This window comes from Acinetobacter haemolyticus (genome assembly GCF_003323815.1).
Lineage (GTDB): Bacteria > Pseudomonadota > Gammaproteobacteria > Pseudomonadales > Moraxellaceae > Acinetobacter > Acinetobacter haemolyticus.
The window spans coordinates 1,018,826-1,037,417 of record NZ_CP030880.1; the positions used below are offsets into that span (position 1 = coordinate 1,018,826).

Below are 18,592 nucleotides of genomic sequence, written 5' to 3' on the forward strand. Positions count from 1 at the left end.
ATATAAACTTATAGATATAAAGCTAGCCCACACAATGCTGAAGCAAAAATCAGATAAATCACATTGATTTGGAATTTAAACAGCGCAATTAATGCCGCTATTATCATCAGCGCTGCTTCAAAATTAAAAGCTTGATCAAATCCATTTGGCCATAGAACATGATAACCAAAGAACAAGGCGAGATTTAAGATCACACCAACGACAGCAGCCGTAATAGCCGTTAACGGTGCGGTAAATTTGAGTTGGTTATGGGTGGATTCGATTACAGGTGCACCTGCAAGAATAAAAACAAAAGAGAAAAGGAAGGTAAACCAAGTCACGATGATGGCTCCGAATGCACCAGCGAGAAATAGGTGTTCACTTCCGAGCAAAGAGGCATTAAATGCACCGAGGAAGCCGACAAAAGCGACCACCATAATCAGTGGACCAGGCGTGCTTTCGCCCAAAGCAAGTCCATCGATCATCTGTGTAGGGCTGAGCCATCCATAGTTCTCTATCGCACCTTGATAAACATAAGGCAAAACAGCGTATGCACCACCGAAAGTAAGCAGCGCTGCTTTGGTAAAGAACCATGCCATTTGGGTATAGTCGTGCTGCCAGCCGAAATACATAACCAAAGCCATTAAGGGCACACACCAAAGTGATCCCGCAATGATCAAAATCTTAATCAGGTGCGTCCAACGAAAAATCGCATGTGCTGGAGGCGGCGTATGATCATCAATCACCGCTGCTAAGTGATTTGTTTGACTGCTTTGATGTGTATTATTTGATGCAAAAAAATTAGGATACTTTTTACTGAGCAGATAGCCGAGTGCTGCTGCGGTTAAGATAATTAAAGGGAAGGGTAACTTTAAGAAAAAGATCGCAACAAAAGCAGCTGCAGCAATTCCCCATAACATTTTATTTTTGAGTGAACGGCTACCAATACGATAAGTGGCATGGAAGACAATCGCCGTGACCGCAGGTTTTATGCCGTAGAATAAGCCAGCAATGACAGGGACGTCGCCAAACTGTATATAAACCCAAGAAAGTAAAATGAGTATAAATAAAGAGGGAAGGACGAATAAGATGCCAGCAATTAAACCACCCCATGTCCGATGCATCAGCCAACCGATATAGGTTGCAAGTTGTTGAGCCTCTGGGCCAGGTAGTAGCATGCAGTAATTTAAGGCATGCAAAAATCTTTTTTCTGAAATCCAGCGTTTTTGTTCGACCAGTTCTTGATGCATTAATGCGATTTGACCTGCAGGTCCACCGAAACTGATAAATCCTAATTTTAACCAAAATAGAAAAGCTTGCCAGAAGGGAATGGTGTTGGAATCAGTTTCGTTGGTAGGGTGCATAGGAAGCTTCCATGGATTCTATTATTTTCCAAAATATCTATTGTAGGCGCATAGATTTTTCTTAATGATATATTGTAATGATTTAATAATTCAAAATAATGAAATCATTTTATTTTCTTGCTCTAAACTCATTTCTTTAAATATTTATATCTTATAAAAGAATAAACAACGCACTTTTTCTTATTTTTAATCATAAAGACTCAGGCATACCATAAGTGGATATTATTGAAAGATCATCTAATTATGGGCCTCAAAAATACTAAGCCACTCCTTGTTACAGCAATCGTCCTTGTGGCGATTGTTGCTTTTATTGTCTATCAAAATCAAAAAGATGTGGCATCTGTTTTGTCTAAAAACAATAAAGCAGTGGTGATCGCTTATCAAACAGGTGTTGATCCAACTAAGGTTGCGCAGGCCAATGGTGCTTATGAACGTGACAGTGGACAGGCAATTCAGTGGCGTAAATTTGATGCAGGTTCAGATGTGGTCAATGCATTGGCTTCGGGCGATGTGGTGATCGGCAATATTGGCTCTAGTCCTTTGGCTGCCGCAGCAAGTCGTGATTTACCGATTGAAGTATTCCTCGTGACAGCAAAATTAGGTGGTTCAGAAGCTTTGGTGGTCAGTGATAAATCTGGGATTAAAACCCCAAAAGATTTGATTGGTAAAACCATTGCTGTGCCATTCGTTTCAACCACACATTACAGCTTATTGTCAGCTTTACAGCATTGGGATATTGAGGATAGTCAAGTCAAGATTATTAACTTACGTCCACCTGAGATCACAGCTGCTTGGGAACGTGGTGATATTGATGCGACCTATGTTTGGGAACCTGCATTAAGCAAAGTTAAAGCCAGTGGTCATGTATTAACAGATTCAAAACAAGTCGGCGAGTGGGGTGCACCAACATATGATCTTTGGGTGGTGCGCAAAGACTTTGCTGAAAAAAATCCTGAGTTCTTAAAAGCCTTTGTACAAACTAGCTTAAAGCAGATTGAAAGTTATAACCAAGATCCGAAAGCATTTGAGAAAAATGCAGACAATATCCAGAAAATTGCACAATTGACTGGCTCAGATGCGAAAGATATTCCGTTGCTTCTTTCAGGAAACATTTACCTAGATCGCCAACAGCAACAAGCTACCTTATCAGGTGAGTTTGCCAAGAATATTTTCGATACCGCAACTTTCTTAAAAAGCCAAGGCAAGGTGGATCAAGTAAAACCTAACTATCAAGCCAATGTCACCACTCAGTTTTTACAGCCTTAGGAGATCGAAATGAGCGTATTCGCTGCTGAGCATCTTCATTTAACTTTTCCAAACCAGACCGTGCCTGTATTGCAAGATATTAATCTCCGAATTGAAGAGGGCACTTTGACGGTAATTTTGGGTGAGTCGGGTTGTGGAAAAACCACGTTGCTCAATATTTTGGCTGGTTTTCAAAAACCAAGTTCAGGACAGATCAAACTTGATGATGAAGTACTAACGACACCTGATGCTCGCCGTGCGGTAGTGTTCCAAGATCATGCGCTATTACCTTGGTTAAATGTCTCTGAAAACATTGGTTTTGCTTTACAGCTCAAAGGCTTGAAAGCACAAGACATTCAAAGGCAAGTCGATGCCATCCTGAAAATTGTGGGTTTGAGCCATGTTGCACAAGCCAATATTTGGGAACTGTCAGGTGGTATGAAACAACGTGTCGGTATTGCACGTGCTTTGATTAGCCATGCAGCCTTTATTTTATTAGATGAACCTTTCGCTGCGCTTGATGCATTTACCCGTGAAACCATGCAGCAGTTGGTATTGGATTTATGGATTGAACAAAATAAATCTTTTTTCCTCATTACCCATGACATTGAAGAAGCGTTATTGCTCAGCAATCAATTGGTATTGATGACAGCTCGCCCAGGAAAGATCGTTGAAACTTTAAAACTAGATTTTGCAGAGCGCTATAAGCAGGGTGAATCGATTCGTACGATTAAATCCGATCCAAAATTTATTCAATTACGTGAGCAATTGTTTGAACGTTTGCGTGTACAGAAACAAGCTGGACATGAGGTGGCTGTATGACAGGTCAAGCAAAAAATACAGCCTATAAGCTAAGTAACACGACCGAGTTTGCACAAATTGAGCCGAAACAATTAGCTTCAAAACGAAATGCTATAGGTGATTTTCTCGCTCATCATCGCAGTTTGGTACTCAGTCTTTCAAGTGTACTTAGTGTATTGGTGATCTGGTATCTGATCACGGCATTAAAAATCGTTCCAAGTTTGTTTTTACCAAGTCCACAAGCAGTATGGCAAAAGTTTCTCGAAGTCAGTCAACAAGGCTTTATGAAAGCGACTTTATGGCAACATTTAGCCGCGAGTATTTCTCGTGTCTTATTGGCTTTAGTTGCTGCAATTGCGATTGGTGTGCCTTTAGGTTTGTGGATGGGCTTGAACAAATGGGTGCGCGCCGTGCTTGATCCTTTGGTTGAGTTATTGCGTCCGATCCCACCTTTGGCTTATTTGCCATTATTGGTGATCTGGTTCGGGATTGGTGAAACAACCAAAGTACTTTTGATTTTCTTTTCGATCCTTGCACCAGTCATTATCAGTAGCACTCATGGCGTAATCAGTCATCAGCTCAATCGTGAGCGTGCTGCCTTATCTTTAGGTGCAAGCCAATCGCAAGTGTTTTGGCATGTGATTCTGCCGACAGCCTTACCACATATCTTAACGGGTATCCGTATTGGCTTAGGTGTGGGGTGGTCGACCCTAGTGGCTTCGGAATTGGTGGCAGCAGATCGTGGGATTGGGTTTATGGTGCAGTCTGCGGCACAGTTCCTGATTACCGATACAGTGGTTCTTGGCATTATTGTGATTGCGATCGTTGCAGTGAGTTTTGAATTGTTTTTGCGTTGGCTACAGAAGCAACTTTCTCCTTGGTATGGTCAACAGTTATAAGTGCAAATTGTAGAGAATAGAGCGTTAGAAATGACTTTAAATATTGAAATTATTAAATCAAGCATTGGTGCGATTATTCACGATGTTGATTTAAATACGGTTGATGAAAATACCACACAACAAATTCAACAGGCTTTGCTGGATCATCATGTAATTTTCTTCCGCAATCAGCAGCTTGCACCTCAGGCTCAAGCTGAACTTGCTCGTGGATTTGGTTCTTTACATATTCACCCTATATTCCCGACAGTAGAAAATGTGCCTGAAATTATTGTACTGGACAGTTGGAAGCAAGATTTACGTGACAATGAACTTTGGCATACTGATGTGACTTTCAGTAAAAATCCGCCATTAGGGTGTGTCTTACAAGCCATCAAGATTCCACCTGTAGGTGGCGATACGCTGTGGTCGAGTGGAGTAGCTGCATTTGCTGGGTTGGATCAAGCGTTACAAGAGAAATTAAAAGGCTTAACTGCAACGCATGATATTCGTCAGTCTTTCCCAATTGAACGTTTTGCGCACAATGATGTGGAGCGTAAAAAACTGGAAGAAACCTTTAAACGTAATCCGCCTGTCGTGCATCCTGTAGTCAGAACGCATCCTGTCACGGGTCAGCCAATTTTGTTCGTGAGTGAAGGTTTTACCACGCGTATTAATGAGCTAGAAGAATCAGAAAGTGCTGAGTTATTGCAATATCTATTCGCCCACGCGACTCATGAGCAGTTTCATTTACGTTGGCAGTGGCAAGAGGGTGATGTGGCGATTTGGGATAACCGTTGCACACAGCATAAGGCTTTATTTGATTATGGTGATGCGCATCGGATTATGCACCGTGCCACGATTAACGGTGATGCGCCGTTTTATCAGGCGGCAAGCTGAGTTTAGATTTAATCCCTATGAAATGGGGGAATACTTGATGGAATATGATACTCGGAAAGTCATCCGCAACTGTCTGAGGCAGGACTACATTAATAAAGTGATGTTTCTGCGATGCATTAAATTAGTTGCGGGTAGTCAACGAGTTTTGCGGATGAAAGTGGTTTTGCCTACTTTTCCCGAAAGAAAAGTAGGGCGAGCCGCAGGCTGATCCTGAAATGGGATGAGAACACGGCAAGACTCTGTAAAAGCCTATCCTTTAATAAATTAATTCAATATTTAAACGGCCTTTAGTGGCTGATTTCATAGGTCTGTTTATAAACCGAAGGCGCTTGTCCAGTCCAGCGTTTAAAGGCCCGTCGGAATTCCCGTAATTCACTAAAACCAAGTTGTAGGCTGATCTCACTCATGGATAGGTTCTGTTCAAGTAGTTGTTTGGCTTTACGCTCTAATACAGTTTGCCGAATTTTCTGAAAACTCCAGCCTTCTAATAATAATTGCCGTCTTAAGTGGCGTTCGCTGATGTGTAATTGCTGTGCGGCTTGTTGCATCTCAAAACGCTCAGGTAAATGTTGTTCAATCAAATGATCCAGTAAATCGACAAAGTTACTTTGATTAAATAGATCAATTTGTATTGATGCCTGTTCACAGATTTGTATTGCAGTTGCATAGTTGGCTGGACTGTAGTTTTTTAAGCGTCGCTGCAACATACTTGTTTTAAAACGCATGATGTTTTTATCGCTATTAAATTGAACCGAGCAGCCAAAGATATTGCGATATTCTTGTTGGTTGTCAGTTGGTAAATAGCTAAGTTCGAGGCTCATCACATCATCATGATCGCCTAACATTGCATTTAAGCAGGCGATGGTACTACTAAACAATTCATCAAAGAAAAAGGCTTTGAGATCGGACTCTGGGTTGGGTGTTGTCACTTCGAGTTCACAGATTTCACCTTGAATCCTAAATGCTAAATTTAATACGCTTCCTGAAATACGATGATAGCGAAGCGCAATCTCCAAAGCCTCTGCGACAGTCTTACAGGATTGCATCGCAAAACCCAAAATTCCCATTGAAATCAGACCTTCACTTCTTCCTAGTTTTAAACCAAGACAGGGTTGTTGATAGGTTGAGATCGCTTGACGCACGACATTGCACAGTTGGTCAAAGTGAATCAAATGATTTGTTTGCTGAATTTGTATGAAATCCAATCCTGAAGCTTCAAACCATTGTTTATAGTTCCATTTTTTCTGTTCAGCATAATGGATTAGGCTGGCTAGAATAGTCGGAGGTACAAATCTTTGTAAGCAGATCGAATGCGTTATTGCTGTAGGCATTTGTCCGTTTTGCCCCCCAAAGTATCGTTTATTTGACCCTTTTGGGTATCGCATAATTTTGATTAACTTTCAACATGCTTCATCGAAATTAGAAAAAGAATTGAAAGGAAAGTACCAATGTATCAGGTTGGTTGGAACAAGCAGGAAATCAAAATTGTGCCTAAAGGCTATGCTATGTTCGGTTATGGGCAATGGTCACATCGAGCCTATAAACAAAGAACAGCGTTATATGCACGTAGCTTTAGCATTGTCGATCAACACCACAATCGATTGATTATTTGTTGCCTAGATTTAGGCTGTATTACACATGCGATGCGTAGCAAAGCTGTTGCTCGTTTAAGAGGGATGTTAGGTTCAGAATTTAATGAGAATCAGCTGGTGTTAATGGCAACGCATACACACTCAGGACCTGGGGGCTGTGCGCATGAAGCTTTATACAATATGCCAACACCTGGTTTTGTACATGAGCATCTCATCGCGATTTTAAACGCAATTGTTTTAAGCATTCAGACAGCAATTGAAAATGAACAACAAACAGATATTTTTCTTACAACGCAAGCTTTTACGGAGGACACGCCTGTAGCATGGAATCGTTCGATTCAAGCCTATAACCGAAATCCTGAGGTGAGATCACACACCGAAGCTGAAACCCATTTAGCATTAAACCGTGAAATGCAATTCATCGGCTTTTATCGAGAACATAAATTACAGTCTTTTATTTCATTGTTTGGTGTACATGCCACTTGCCTTGGCAATAAATTAAATGCGTATGATGGTGATAACAAAGGTTATGCTGCTGCATTTTCAGAACAAGCTTTAATTCAACAAGGCATTCAAAATCCAGTGGCGATTTTTGCACAAGCAACGGCAGGCGATGTATCACCACATTTTCACGGTAAAGATCAACTCAAGATCCGAAATCAGCTTAAAGGAGAAGCTGAATATCAATATGCGCAACAAAACGGACGTTATCAAAGTGAGTTAGCTTTGATGGCATTGCAAACAGCCCCAAACAATATGCAAAAAGTCGCAGGGGAGATTGATGCAGTACTATCCTATGTTGATCTCAGCAATATTGAGATTCCACCTGAGTTTGCAAATGGACAGCTTGATGCAAAAACTAGCCAGCCTTGTCATGGGACTTCATTTTTTGCAGGTACACCTGTCGATGGATTAGGTGCGCCCAAACCGATAGTTAAAGGAATGCAGTTCTTAGCAGATCAATTTAGAAAACAAAAAATGAAACATTCAAGGGCTGATGATTTTACTGAATATCATCAGCTTTATTCTTCACAAGGACCCAAACAAATTTTACTAGAAGCTGGAACTAAAAAGATTTTGGGTCAACCAATTGGCTTCCCACCGAGTATTCTTGATCCATTGATTGCGGAGATGAATCGACAAGTGAGGGCGGGTGCGATCAAGCAAAGTCCACTGGTGCCGAGTATTGTACCTTTACAAATTATTCGTTTAGGAACTTTAGCACTTGTTTGTTGTCCTGGAGAATTTACGACGATTGCAGGGCAGCGTGTTATTGAAACAGTGAGACAAAACCTGCTCGGAACATCATCATTTGATCGAGTATGGTTGGCCTCTTATTGTAATGATTACATGGGCTATGTAACCACTTATGAAGAATACCAACAGCAAGCTTATGAAGGCGGTCATACATTATTTGGACAATGGACCTTGGCTGCATGTCAAAGTAAATTCAAAGACTTATCTCAACAATTAATATTGGATAAAAATAAACGTAATTACGATCAAATTACAAGACCAGCGCCAATTCCAGAACATGAATTGGCGAAACGCAGTAATCATGGCAATTTGAAAACGGCAGTAAGTCAGGGAGAGCTTGTGTGAATCATCCTGTTCAATGCACTTGGTCAAATTGGTCTGGTTTGCAAAAATCAATGCCACAGCAGATTCTCCAACCCGCGAATATTCAAGAATTACAGTCGATTGTCTCTGAACATCAAAAAATACGGGTGGTCGGTGCGGGGCATTCATTTACGCCTTTGGTCTGTACGAATGCAACTTTATTGTCTTTGGATCACATTGCAGGAATTGCATCCACTGATACCAATCGATGTCAGAGCAGCATTTATGCAGGCACACGTTTATATGATTTAGATCAACACTTACAGCAGCAATCGATCAATCAGGCCTTGATGAATCAGGGCGATATCGATCAGCAAAGTCTGGCGGGTGCTGTCTCTACAGGAACACATGGCACAGGCGCAGATTTGCATTGTATTTCTGCTTATGTTGAAGCTTTTGAGTTGTTGACGGCTTCAGGTGAAATCCTGAAATGCAGTCGTACAGAGCATCCTGAAATCTTTGCCGCAGGACGGGTTTCTTTAGGCAGCTTGGGAATCTTGACTCAGATCACCATGCAGAATCGTCCACGTTATAAGCTCAAAGAACATATCGAGCTATGCCGTGTCGAAGATATGATGCAAAACATTCAGCAATGGAAACTGCAACATCGACATATTGAGTGTTTTGTCTTTTCTTATGGCAAACAGTTAATGCTAAAAACCTTGAATGAAACGAGCGACGAGATTTTAGCTCGTAAAGAGAACTTTCCCTCAGATGATACTTTACTGACCTTATGTTCAGAACTGACCAAAACCTTTCCTTCACTGAACCCTTATTTGCAGAAGCTATTAGGCGTCTTTGTTAAACCGACGACTTATGTGGATTGGTCGAGCAAAATATTTCCAACGCCACGCAATACCAAGTTCAATGAAATGGAATATCAGATTCCTGCTGGTGAAGGCGTTGCTTGTTTAGATGAAGTATTACATGCTTTACGTATGCATAAAGTAGCAACCTTTTTTCCGCTCGAATTTCGCTTTGTAAAGGGGGATGATATTTGGCTCAGTCCTTTTTATCAGCAAGACTCTGTTTCGATCTCGGTGCATCAATATCATAAACAAGATCCACAATTGATTTTTGATGTGGTTGAGCCAATCTTACAGAAATATCAGGGGCGTCCGCACTGGGGGAAAATGCACAGTATGAGCTGCATGCAGCTTCGTGATTTATATCCAAAGTGGGATGATTTTATGGCTTTGCGTCAGCAGCTTGATCCAGAGGTCAAATTTTTAAATCCCTATCTGGAAAAGTTATTTTTAGGTTAGTTTTGATATCAAACCCTTCTCATTATTTTGATACTCGAAAACGACATCTGCAATTGTTTGATAAAGGACTTCGTAGGGTCAGCATATCCCCAATTAGATAAAAGGATGGAAAGACATGTTGGATCATTATTTTAAACAACTTAATTCAGATCTAAAGAAACAGGGGATTGCGACCCCGCAACTGATTGTCGATGAAGCTGCCTTAAAACAAAATATCCAGCATGTTCAGATTCGCCTTGCGCATGCCCAGCATTTAAAAGCACGCTTAGTGGTGAAATCTTTAGCAAGTTTAGATTTACTCAAGTTGTTATCTGCACAGATCGATACCCAGCGTTTTATGGTGTTCCATCAGCCACATATCATTTCGATTTTAGAGAATTTTGCTGACGCGGATATTTTGTTAGGTAAACCAATGCCAGCCCAAGTCGTCCATCAATTTTTCGAACAATATATGGAGTGGTCAACAGCGAAAATTCAGTGGCTGATTGATACCAAAGTACGTCTACAGCAATATCTTGAAATCGCCAAAAAATATTCTATTTGTTTAGATATAAATATTGAAATTGATGTTGGTTTACACCGAGGCGGAGTACAGACCACACAGCAATTCACAGAAATTTTGGCGTTGATTCAGCAATATCCGCAATATTTAAAACTGTCTGGCTTGATGGGCTATGATGCACATATCACCAAAGTCCCTGCAATTATTAAGAAACCTGAGTTGGCTTATCAAAGTTCACAACAGACTTATGCAAATTATCAACAGCTTATTCAAAAACAGTTTCCAGCACTGTGGCATGATGAGCTTTGCTTTAATGGTGGTGGCAGCCCAACTTTTAGCTTTCATACCACAGCAAGTATCTGCAATGACTTATCCTTTGGTTCAATGCTTTTAAAACCAAGTGACTTTGATCATGACTTTCTACAAGCGTTACAACCTGCTGTATGGATTGCGGCACCTGTGTTAAAAGTTTTGCCTTTTACCCAGCTTCCATCTATGGCTGTGTTGGATAAATTACCGCATAAATGCAAGGCTCTATTTATTTATGGGGGGTATTGGATGGCAAATTATGTTTACCCTGATCAAGCACATACTCATGTTTTGTATGGACGAAGCAGTAATCAGGAGTTGATCAATGTACCCAAGAATTGTGATACGCAAGTGGATGATTTTGTGTTTTTGAGACCGACCCAAAGTGAGGCAATCATTCCTCAATTTTCAAACTTAATGCTATATCAGCAAAATAGGTTTCAGTCATGGCAAACTTTTCGAGAATAAAGTGCAATAAAAAACCTTGTACGGCATGCACAAGGTTTTATTCAATTGGCTGATTATTGCTTGACGATAAGAACAGGAATATGTGATTCGGTCAGAACTGTACGCGCAACACTACCAAGCAATAAACGTTTTACCCCTGTACGTCCTCTTGAACCCATAACGATCAAATCTGCACCGATTTCATCAGCAACGAAAAGGATACCGTCTGTTGCAATACCATGATGAATTTTGGTTGTGACATCGATACCATTTTCAGCAAAAGACTGAGCAATTTCTTGTAATTGATTTTTGGCATGTGCTTCTGCTTGCATAAAATGATCTGTAATCGCAGGTGCAACTTGATAAAAATCAACACCGACAAAAGGATCGACAGCAACCACACTCAGCACAGTCACTTTTGCTCCAGATAATTTTGCTAAGGAACGTGCGTGCTCAACAGCAGCATAAGAAATTGGAGAATCATCGACAGGAACTAGAATATTTTGGTAAGACATGTATTTACTCCTTATAATTTATCGTTGTCGTCATTACTATGTTGATAACATATTTCAGATATCTCAAGCAAATAAAAATAGGAAGGTTTGTGTTAATCAGCTTAGAAAATTATAAACAGCAAAAATTTGATCAGATAGCTGCCAAAATAGTGGCGGATCCAGAAACATATTTGGCTTTTGATACTGTTTCAGACTTTTATAATGCAATTTGGTTAGATGAATTTCCGCAGGGAACGACATGGTCAGCAACTGGTCTTGATGATGGCGCAGAACAGTTTTATGCGGTGATTGAGTATGGTCAGCAGTGCCTGTCGATCAGTCGTACCACATCAATTGCTGTAAAATTAAGCACACGAGAAAATCACAATAAAAATAACTAATCCGAACAGTCACCCTTTTTTGTTGTGCTGGACTTTGCGATTTGAGTGAGAATGATATACTTCGGGCAGTGATGAGTTCCTATATAAAACGAAACGGAAATTTAAATTATGGCACATCAATTTACGGTTAATGAAACAATTCATGGTGTTTCAATCGAAGACTTTTCAAGATTAGTCGCGGATACAGCATTGCATGAAGCAGTGTGTAAACGTATTCCAGGTGAGAACTTAGAAATTATTGAATCTGCAATTAATGGGGATATTTACACGTTACGCCGTGAATATAACCTTGATGTAAATATTCCTGATGTCGCTAAAAAATTATTAAAAAATGCATTTCGTTTAAAGCGTTCTGACGTTACTCATTTGAAAAACTTAACTTCAACAGTTGAGTTAGGTGCAAACTTACCTTTAGAAGCAAAAGGTGAACGAAGCGTCACAGGTGACAGTGAAAAAGTAAATATTTCTTTAACTTGGACAGTAAAAGTTAAAGTACCTTTGATTGGTGGGATGCTTGAGAAACATGCTGAAGGCGAAATTCGTAAATTTAGCAGTTTAGAAATTGAAATCGTAGAGGATGAATTAAAGAAACAACTTTAATTTAGATTAGAAAAAACGCTTCGTATCATCAATACGGAGCGTTTTTTTATTTTTAGCGTGAAAATGATAGAAGCAATAGAAAATATCCAATACTATGTTAAGCACGATTTGATCAAAATAAGGTCATGGGTATGAGTGTGGTTTTGCCTGTAGCGCAACGTGGTGAAGAAATATTAGAACTTAAAGCGGCATTTGTTGCAGATGGGGAGTTTAATAGTGAGTGGCTATTGCAATTGGCTTCCGCGATGCATGCGACGATGTTGGAGCGTAATGGTGTTGGAATTGCTGCACCACAGGTTTATATCTCCAAGCGTGTGATTATCGTGGCATCTCGTCCAAATCCTCGTTATCCCGATGCGCCTGAAATGGATGCTGTGGTAATGGTTAATCCTGAGATTTTAGAATTTTCTCAAACGACTTGTTTGGGGGAAGAGGGATGTTTAAGTGTTCCTGATCAACGTGGTTTCGTAGAGCGCGCACAAACTATCAAGGTGCGTTATTACACCTTACAAGGTGAAGTTGTTGAAACGACTTTTGAGGGTTTTCCAGCTCGTATCGTTCAGCACGAAGTTGATCATTTGGATGGTGTGTTGTTTGTGGAGCGATTAGCTTAGCCCTGTTTAGTCAGTTTTTGAAAAATTTGAATGAGACTAAAAATAGAATAAGTGATTGTGGAATTACAATATTAGTATCTTAATTTTAAAATCATTACAAAAGATATAATTTTAATATTATCAACACTCTGTACTATAAAAATGATACTTAATTATAAATTTATACATTTTAAGGTTACTGATTATGCAAACCCCACTTCCTGATTATCTAGCGCATGTAATAGAGGCGTGCGACATAGATAACAGCGGACATTTAGCTGATTATATTCCAGAGTTAGCCAATGCAAATCCCAATCGGTTGGCTTTAGCAATGTCGACGGTAGATGGCGAAATCTATTCAGTTGGGGATGATGATATTGAATTTACCATTCAATCGATGTCTAAACCTTTTGCTTATGCCTATGTGCTACAACAGCTTGGCATTGAAGCAGTGTTAGATAAAGTTGGAGTAGAACCTTCTGGAGAAGCGTTTAATGAGATTTCATTAGGTAAGGATCGTCGTCCCAAAAATCCGATGATCAATTCAGGCGCAATCACCACACATTCATTGATTCCAATTAAAGATGATTTGGAAAGTGCAGAAATTTTACGTCAATTTATGAGTGCGCTAGCAGGGCGTGAACTACGTTTTGATGAAGCTGTTTATGAGTCTGAGGTGAAAACAGCTTATCGGAATCTCTCAATTGGTTATATGCTGAGAACAGTCGGGATTTTGGAAACTGATCCTGTGGATATTGTGAATGGTTATATTCGCCAATGTTCGATTTTGGTCACGGTGAAAGATCTTGTACGCATGGGGAGTGTACTTGCCAATGGTGGTGTTGATCCTAAAACAGGAAAACGATTATTGAATCGCTCTGTGGTTAGACAAGTGCTCAGTGTAATGATGAGTTGTGGTATGTATGATGCGGCTGGTGATTGGCTTTCAACGGTTGGAATTCCTGCCAAAAGTGGTGTGGCTGGCGGGATATTGGGTGTATTACCGGGGCAAGTGAGTATTGCCGCATTTTCGCCAAAGTTAGATGAGCATGGTAATAGTGTTCGTGGTATTGATATTTTAGAGCGACTATCACGAGATATGGGATTGCATCTGATGGAAGGTACACCTTCAGCACAAACGATTGTTCAGAGTCATTATCGAACTGGAAAAGATGCTTCATTGAGTGTGTATGTACTTCGAGGTGTATTGAAATTTACTGAAGCTGAAATGTTATTGCGTATCCTACAAGCTGAGCCGATGGATCAAAGCACTATCGTGATTGACTTAACTCAGATTTCAATTATTCACGATGTTGGTAAACGTATGTTTTTAGAGGGTATTGATCGCTTGATTGATGATGGTCATACCTTGCTTTTGGTTGATCCTGAGCAACGTTTAGATCATGCACGAACTCATAAGGATCGAACACTACATGTTTATCAAGATATTGAAGATTTAATTGCACAACTAAAGGATGCTGAAAAATAAGGAAACTTAAATTTCACCAGCCCTAAATTGCTGCGGTGTTTTACCCAAATGCCGTTTAAACATTGCACTAAAAGCACTTGGATTGGTATAACCCAGTGCTTCAGAGATTTGAGCAATCGATTCACCATTAGAAATTTTACTCAGTGCATGAGCGATATGCATCTGTTGAATCCATGCGCGATAAGACAGCCCCGTTTCTTTTTGAAACATCCGCATTAAGGTTCTTGAACTTGTACCAATATCATCTGCCCAATCAGTTAAATCTTTTGAGTGATTTGGAGAATGTAGTAGCTGTTGACAGATTTTTAATAATCGTTTGTCTTTGGGCCAAGGAATTTGAATGCTTAATAAATTGGCTCGATGAATTTCTTCAAAAATTAAAATTTGCAAAGCCTCTGAAATTTCTTGAGAAGAAACAATATTGGGAGGGTCGATTTGTGTAATTTGATTGAGCCGAATCAATAACTCATGTAGCAAATTACTGACTCGAATAATAAAACATTCTTTGCCCATTAATGTTGCGGCACTCACTTCAACGAGGGCGGTATTTAGCTTGACGTGACTCAGTGAAATGACACTATGTTCAACATTTGCAGGAATCCATAATGCACACATTGGAGGAACTAACCAGACATTATTAGGTGTGAAAACTTGGATGTTTCCCATCGAAGCATATAAAAACTGTGCTCTGCTATGGGTATGTGTAGGTGTAAGCTCCCGATAGGTATGTTCTGAGGACAGTCCAATCACCAATTCAGATTGATCGGACTGAATAAGAGAATCATGCATACATCACTCTAAATTTTGTCATTTATACGATGATTATTGGAAGATAACGTTATAAGCGACAATTTACAATAAGCACCTTATCTAAAAATATTGGAGTTTTTCAGATATGACGTCTTCAATACAGTTGAAAGATGGCATTGCTGATACCGTAGCAAATGATCAGCCGCAAGGTATGATTATGAAGGTTGTAGGTGCAGTCGCTTTTGCTCATTTGCTGAATGATTTGATTCAAGCAGTCCTGCCAGCCATCTATCCCATGCTTAAAGCAAACTTTTCACTCAGTTTTGCTCAAGTCGGGCTGATTTCCTTTGTGTATCAGATTACGGGTTCGCTGCTTCAGCCTTGGATTGGACTGTATACTGATAAACATCCAAAACCTTATCTATTACCATTAGGAATGATGGTGACATTGTGCGGTATTTTAATACTCGCGTTTTCTCCAAGTTTTACCGTATTGTTGCTTGCATCTGCACTTATCGGCGTAGGTTCTGCAACCTTTCATCCTGAAGCTTCGCGTGTGGCGAGAATGGCATCGGGTGGGCGTTTGGGTACAGCTCAATCGACCTTTCAGGTTGGGGGAAATACAGGTACAGCAATTGGACCATTATTGGCTGCATTAATTATTGTGCCTTTTGGGCAACATGCTGTTGCATGGTTGGTGGTATTTTCACTATTAGCGATTTGGGTTTTGTTTGGAGTAAGTCGTTGGACGATTAGCCATGCAAAAAACTCATTTGCTGCAAAGGTCAATCAAGCACAAACCAAGTTGCATGGTCGCCAATTAATCATTGCTCTAACTACGATTAGTGTGTTGATGTTCGCCAAATTTACTTATATCGCAAGCATTAGTAACTATTTTACTTTTTATTTGATTCATAAGTTTCATATTAGTCTTCAAACGGCTCAATTACATTTATTTGTGTTTTTGGCTGCGGTCGCTTTGGGTACTTTTGCAGGTGGACCGATTGGTGATCGAATTGGTCGTAAAGCGGTGATTTGGGTGTCTTTTGTGGGGATGGCGCCGTTTGCTTTGATGATGCCGTATGCCAACTTGTTTTGGACAACTGTTTTGTCAGTGATCACAGGTTTAGTATTGTCATCTGCTTTTGCTGCAATGGTAGTTTATGCTCAGGAAGCTGTTCCGGGGCGTGTGGGTATGATCTCAGGTTTAATGTTTGGTCTAATGTTCGGTGTCAGTGGTATTGCAGCAGCGGGGCTTGGGCATTTGGCTGATGTGAACGGAATCGAATGGGTATTTGGTCTATGTTCTCTTTTACCACTGCTTGGCTTCGCAACGGTCTTTTTGCCAAATACAAAAGCTAAATAGTTGGTTTACATTTAAGTCTCTCAGTTCTAAAGGATTGAGAGATTTTTTTATTTGAGATATTTTGAATGAGCTCAACTAAAAGTGCGTTAAACTTTGTAAATTAAAATAATTTTCGACAAATTAATAATTTTAAAAAATGGTAAATTGATGCAACCCTATAACAAAAATTTAAAACAGCCATCTCGTGATTTACGAAACAATATGACAGATGCTGAGCAACTGCTATGGAACAGAATAAGACGTAAACAGATTTTAGGATTGCAGTTCTATAGACAGAAGCCAATTCTAAATTTTATTGTGGATTTTTATTGCCCCAAAGCAAATTTAGTTATTGAATGTGATGGTGGGCAGCACTATACAAAAGAAGGATTGGAGGCTGATCAGAATCGAGATCAAACTTTAAGTGAGTTAGGTCTTATCACTTTAAGATTTAGTAATCATCAGATTTTGACTGAAATTGATGCTGTGGTGGAGAGGATTTATTGTGTTATTGAGCAAAGGTTAGAACTTATCAAATTAGAATCCCCCTAAATCCCCCTTTGAGAAAGGGGGACTTTCCGTGAATTTGATGGTGGTATTGTTTCGCGGAGTTCCTCCCTTTTTTAAAGGGAGGTTAGGAGGGATTTTTTATACAAAATGATAATTCGCATGTGTGTGGGAGAGAGTGAGTAAATGTTTCATACTGAAATTCAATTTGTTTATCATGTAAAGTGTCTAAAAATTTTTCCAAGCTATAAATATTATCAATCTGATCTTGGTTTAAACCAACATTAAGAGCATTCCAAAGTAAGCAGTTTATAGCTTCAGTGTAGATACTTAGGTACTGTGGAAGAAGATCAAGTTCATATAGAAATAGTTTAATTTTCAATTGATCTACAACATCTTCATTGCCCTGAATATAGTAGGTTAAAGTAGATGGATTGAAATCATTCTCTAATTTGAGAATTTTTGATCCAAACCAAATATCATCACCAATATCGGTATACTTAATTTTTATATTAAAATCAGTCAGATAATTTTCAGCCTTGTGTACACTCCAACCCTTTTTTAATGGAATTTCAATTAAATGTTTTCTTTTCATATTTCTTTGTTTTATGAGGGAAAATGACTTTATAAGCTGTTGATAATTTCCAATCTTATGTATTTTGATGTGATGAAACCATTCATCGATTAAATCTTTTTGAGTTCGAAAATTAATAATGACTAAAAATTTGGTAAGAGAGATTAGTTTTTTATTATCAATAAAAAAATGAAGTCGTACGAATATTTCCTCATATTTTATATATAAGAGAAAAAACCAAAGGAAAGGTAAATATAGTATTGTTAAAAAGATCGGTGTTAAAAAATCTTGTAATGTTTGATAATTTGCAAACTTTGAGAGATCTCTAAAAATTTGAATTAAAAAATGGGTAAAAAATAGGAAAAAAATAATTATTAGTATGGAGTCGCAAAGTTTTTTAACTTTAAGATGTTCAGGATTGTGTTGAGCAACTGTACTGAATACCGTTAAAATAGTAATAATTGGGAAAATAATTATTAGTTCTATAAGTAGATTAAAGGTATGAAAATTAATAATAAACTGAAGAAATATGCTTAAGTTTATTGATGATTTTATAGTTCCGATAAAGAAATTTTGCGAATTCTCCTTAATAGTGTTTATGTTAAACAAAGTACCTATTGCAAATGTTATATACCAGAAAAATGTATTTTTAAGTTGGCTAAAATCCCAAATCTGAAGTTGATAGAGAAGCCATAAAATCGGCGTTAGATATGAAGTAATGAATAAAATGGACGTAATTATTTTTATATGGAAAAAACTTTTAATGATAGCAATAAGAGATGATCTAAGATGGAGGTTTTTTAAAGAGTAGAAAACGATAACTACGAAAAAAATTATCATCCATACAATTGAAGCTATTTCCCTCGTATTTAGTTGATCCATATTTGAAAAGCACTTTAATTTTAATGATTTAGTATAGTTTAATTTACTCGACTTTATA

General features: G+C 38.9%; 18 protein-coding genes. 13 read left to right on the plus strand and 5 right to left on the minus strand.

From position 1 onward, the window contains the following. Positions 1 to 8 precede the first annotated feature (8 nt). Positions 9 to 1,343 carry a chromate efflux transporter gene (gene chrA, locus DS737_RS04535; RefSeq protein WP_113996902.1) on the minus strand — a complete coding sequence of 445 codons (1,335 nt, stop codon included), beginning with the start codon at positions 1,341 to 1,343 and terminating at the stop codon, positions 9 to 11. A 225-nt stretch (positions 1,344 to 1,568) separates the two neighbouring features. On the opposite strand from chrA, the gene tauA reads away from it, so the two are divergent. Genes tauA through tauD form a run of 4 tightly spaced genes read left to right on the plus strand, consistent with a single transcriptional unit; the run spans position 1,569 to position 5,164 of the window. Next, positions 1,569 to 2,609: a taurine ABC transporter substrate-binding protein gene (gene tauA, locus DS737_RS04540; protein ID WP_171287576.1), complete on the plus strand. Its 1,041-nt coding sequence runs from the start codon at positions 1,569 to 1,571 to the stop codon at positions 2,607 to 2,609. Positions 2,610 to 2,618: 9 nt separating this feature from the next. Continuing rightward, positions 2,619 to 3,410: a taurine ABC transporter ATP-binding protein gene (locus DS737_RS04545; RefSeq protein ID WP_113996904.1), complete on the plus strand. Its 792-nt coding sequence runs from the start codon at positions 2,619 to 2,621 to the stop codon at positions 3,408 to 3,410. Next, positions 3,407 to 4,288, plus strand: coding sequence for a taurine ABC transporter permease TauC (gene tauC / locus DS737_RS04550; protein WP_113996905.1), 882 nt, complete (start codon positions 3,407 to 3,409; stop codon positions 4,286 to 4,288). Before DS737_RS04545 ends, tauC begins: the two co-directional genes overlap by 4 nt. A gap of 30 nt (positions 4,289 to 4,318) precedes the next feature. Next, a complete protein-coding gene (gene tauD, locus DS737_RS04555) occupies positions 4,319 to 5,164 on the plus strand; it encodes a taurine dioxygenase (RefSeq protein ID WP_005089554.1) in 846 nt (281 codons plus the stop codon). Positions 5,165 to 5,451: 287 nt separating this feature from the next. Here tauD and DS737_RS04560 read toward each other — a convergent pair whose 3' ends face one another. After that, a complete protein-coding gene (locus tag DS737_RS04560; protein ID WP_113996906.1) occupies positions 5,452 to 6,549 on the minus strand; it encodes an AraC family transcriptional regulator in 1,098 nt (365 codons plus the stop codon). Between the two features lie 63 nt (positions 6,550 to 6,612). Here DS737_RS04560 and DS737_RS04565 point away from each other — a divergent pair, with 63 nt between their 5' ends. The 3 genes from DS737_RS04565 to DS737_RS04575 all read left to right on the plus strand — a co-directional run bounded on the left by DS737_RS04565 (position 6,613) and on the right by DS737_RS04575 (position 10,920). Further along, positions 6,613 to 8,358 (plus strand): neutral/alkaline non-lysosomal ceramidase N-terminal domain-containing protein, encoded by a 1,746-nt coding sequence (locus DS737_RS04565; protein ID WP_113996907.1) that lies wholly within the window; start codon positions 6,613 to 6,615, stop codon positions 8,356 to 8,358. A gap of 50 nt (positions 8,359 to 8,408) precedes the next feature. Then, positions 8,409 to 9,641, plus strand: a complete 1,233-nt coding sequence (locus DS737_RS04570) for a D-arabinono-1,4-lactone oxidase (RefSeq protein ID WP_265735952.1) — start codon at positions 8,409 to 8,411, stop codon at positions 9,639 to 9,641. 115 nt (positions 9,642 to 9,756) lie between these two features. Further along, positions 9,757 to 10,920, plus strand: coding sequence for an alanine racemase (locus DS737_RS04575; protein WP_113996909.1), 1,164 nt, complete (start codon positions 9,757 to 9,759; stop codon positions 10,918 to 10,920). A gap of 53 nt (positions 10,921 to 10,973) precedes the next feature. Here DS737_RS04575 and DS737_RS04580 read toward each other — a convergent pair whose 3' ends face one another. Further along, positions 10,974 to 11,414: a universal stress protein gene (locus DS737_RS04580; RefSeq protein WP_113996910.1), complete on the minus strand. Its 441-nt coding sequence runs from the start codon at positions 11,412 to 11,414 to the stop codon at positions 10,974 to 10,976. Between the two features lie 89 nt (positions 11,415 to 11,503). On the opposite strand from DS737_RS04580, the gene DS737_RS04585 reads away from it, so the two are divergent. The 4 genes from DS737_RS04585 (at position 11,504) to DS737_RS04600 (ending at position 14,476) form a co-directional block, all read left to right on the plus strand. After that, on the plus strand, positions 11,504 to 11,794 hold the full coding sequence (locus DS737_RS04585; protein WP_113996911.1) for a hypothetical protein: 291 nt from the start codon (positions 11,504 to 11,506) through the stop codon (positions 11,792 to 11,794). A 108-nt stretch (positions 11,795 to 11,902) separates the two neighbouring features. Then, entirely contained in the window at positions 11,903 to 12,394 is a 492-nt protein-coding gene (locus DS737_RS04590; protein ID WP_004640207.1) for a DUF2505 domain-containing protein, read from the plus strand. Between the two features lie 131 nt (positions 12,395 to 12,525). Next, entirely contained in the window at positions 12,526 to 13,008 is a 483-nt protein-coding gene (gene def, locus DS737_RS04595; protein WP_113997956.1) for a peptide deformylase, read from the plus strand. A gap of 184 nt (positions 13,009 to 13,192) precedes the next feature. Beyond that, positions 13,193 to 14,476, plus strand: coding sequence for a glutaminase (locus DS737_RS04600; RefSeq protein ID WP_113996912.1), 1,284 nt, complete (start codon positions 13,193 to 13,195; stop codon positions 14,474 to 14,476). A gap of 6 nt (positions 14,477 to 14,482) precedes the next feature. Here the strand turns inward: DS737_RS04600 and DS737_RS04605 are convergent, their stop codons facing one another. Further along, positions 14,483 to 15,265 carry an AraC family transcriptional regulator gene (locus DS737_RS04605; protein WP_113996913.1) on the minus strand — a complete coding sequence of 261 codons (783 nt, stop codon included), beginning with the start codon at positions 15,263 to 15,265 and terminating at the stop codon, positions 14,483 to 14,485. Positions 15,266 to 15,371: 106 nt separating this feature from the next. Between DS737_RS04605 and DS737_RS04610 the strand changes: the two genes are divergently transcribed. Together DS737_RS04610 and DS737_RS04615 are read left to right on the plus strand one after the other, a co-directional pair. Next, positions 15,372 to 16,592 carry an MFS transporter gene (locus DS737_RS04610; RefSeq protein WP_113996914.1) on the plus strand — a complete coding sequence of 407 codons (1,221 nt, stop codon included), beginning with the start codon at positions 15,372 to 15,374 and terminating at the stop codon, positions 16,590 to 16,592. Positions 16,593 to 16,739: 147 nt separating this feature from the next. Then, on the plus strand, positions 16,740 to 17,123 hold the full coding sequence (locus DS737_RS04615) for an endonuclease domain-containing protein (protein ID WP_113996915.1): 384 nt from the start codon (positions 16,740 to 16,742) through the stop codon (positions 17,121 to 17,123). 82 nt (positions 17,124 to 17,205) lie between these two features. On the opposite strand, the gene DS737_RS04620 is transcribed toward DS737_RS04615, so the two are convergent. Beyond that, positions 17,206 to 18,534 (minus strand): hypothetical protein, encoded by a 1,329-nt coding sequence (locus tag DS737_RS04620; RefSeq protein ID WP_113996916.1) that lies wholly within the window; start codon positions 18,532 to 18,534, stop codon positions 17,206 to 17,208. Between the last annotated feature and the right edge of the window lie 58 nt (positions 18,535 to 18,592).

Coding starts and splice junctions, on each gene's coding strand:
- def (WP_113997956.1), top strand. CDS start 12,526: ATGAGTGTGGTTTTGCCTGTAGCGCAACGTGGTGAAGAAATATTAGAA.
- DS737_RS04600 (WP_113996912.1), top strand. CDS start 13,193: ATGCAAACCCCACTTCCTGATTATCTAGCGCATGTAATAGAGGCGTGC.
- tauD (WP_005089554.1), top strand. CDS start 4,319: ATGACTTTAAATATTGAAATTATTAAATCAAGCATTGGTGCGATTATT.
- DS737_RS04615 (WP_113996915.1), top strand. CDS start 16,740: ATGCAACCCTATAACAAAAATTTAAAACAGCCATCTCGTGATTTACGA.
- DS737_RS04565 (WP_113996907.1), top strand. CDS start 6,613: ATGTATCAGGTTGGTTGGAACAAGCAGGAAATCAAAATTGTGCCTAAA.
- DS737_RS04620 (WP_113996916.1), bottom strand. CDS start 18,534: ATGGATCAACTAAATACGAGGGAAATAGCTTCAATTGTATGGATGATA.
- DS737_RS04610 (WP_113996914.1), top strand. CDS start 15,372: ATGACGTCTTCAATACAGTTGAAAGATGGCATTGCTGATACCGTAGCA.
- chrA (WP_113996902.1), bottom strand. CDS start 1,343: ATGCACCCTACCAACGAAACTGATTCCAACACCATTCCCTTCTGGCAA.
- DS737_RS04575 (WP_113996909.1), top strand. CDS start 9,757: ATGTTGGATCATTATTTTAAACAACTTAATTCAGATCTAAAGAAACAG.
- DS737_RS04590 (WP_004640207.1), top strand. CDS start 11,903: ATGGCACATCAATTTACGGTTAATGAAACAATTCATGGTGTTTCAATC.
- DS737_RS04545 (WP_113996904.1), top strand. CDS start 2,619: ATGAGCGTATTCGCTGCTGAGCATCTTCATTTAACTTTTCCAAACCAG.
- DS737_RS04560 (WP_113996906.1), bottom strand. CDS start 6,549: ATGCGATACCCAAAAGGGTCAAATAAACGATACTTTGGGGGGCAAAAC.
- DS737_RS04605 (WP_113996913.1), bottom strand. CDS start 15,265: ATGCATGATTCTCTTATTCAGTCCGATCAATCTGAATTGGTGATTGGA.
- DS737_RS04570 (WP_265735952.1), top strand. CDS start 8,409: ATGCCACAGCAGATTCTCCAACCCGCGAATATTCAAGAATTACAGTCG.
- tauC (WP_113996905.1), top strand. CDS start 3,407: ATGACAGGTCAAGCAAAAAATACAGCCTATAAGCTAAGTAACACGACC.
- DS737_RS04580 (WP_113996910.1), bottom strand. CDS start 11,414: ATGTCTTACCAAAATATTCTAGTTCCTGTCGATGATTCTCCAATTTCT.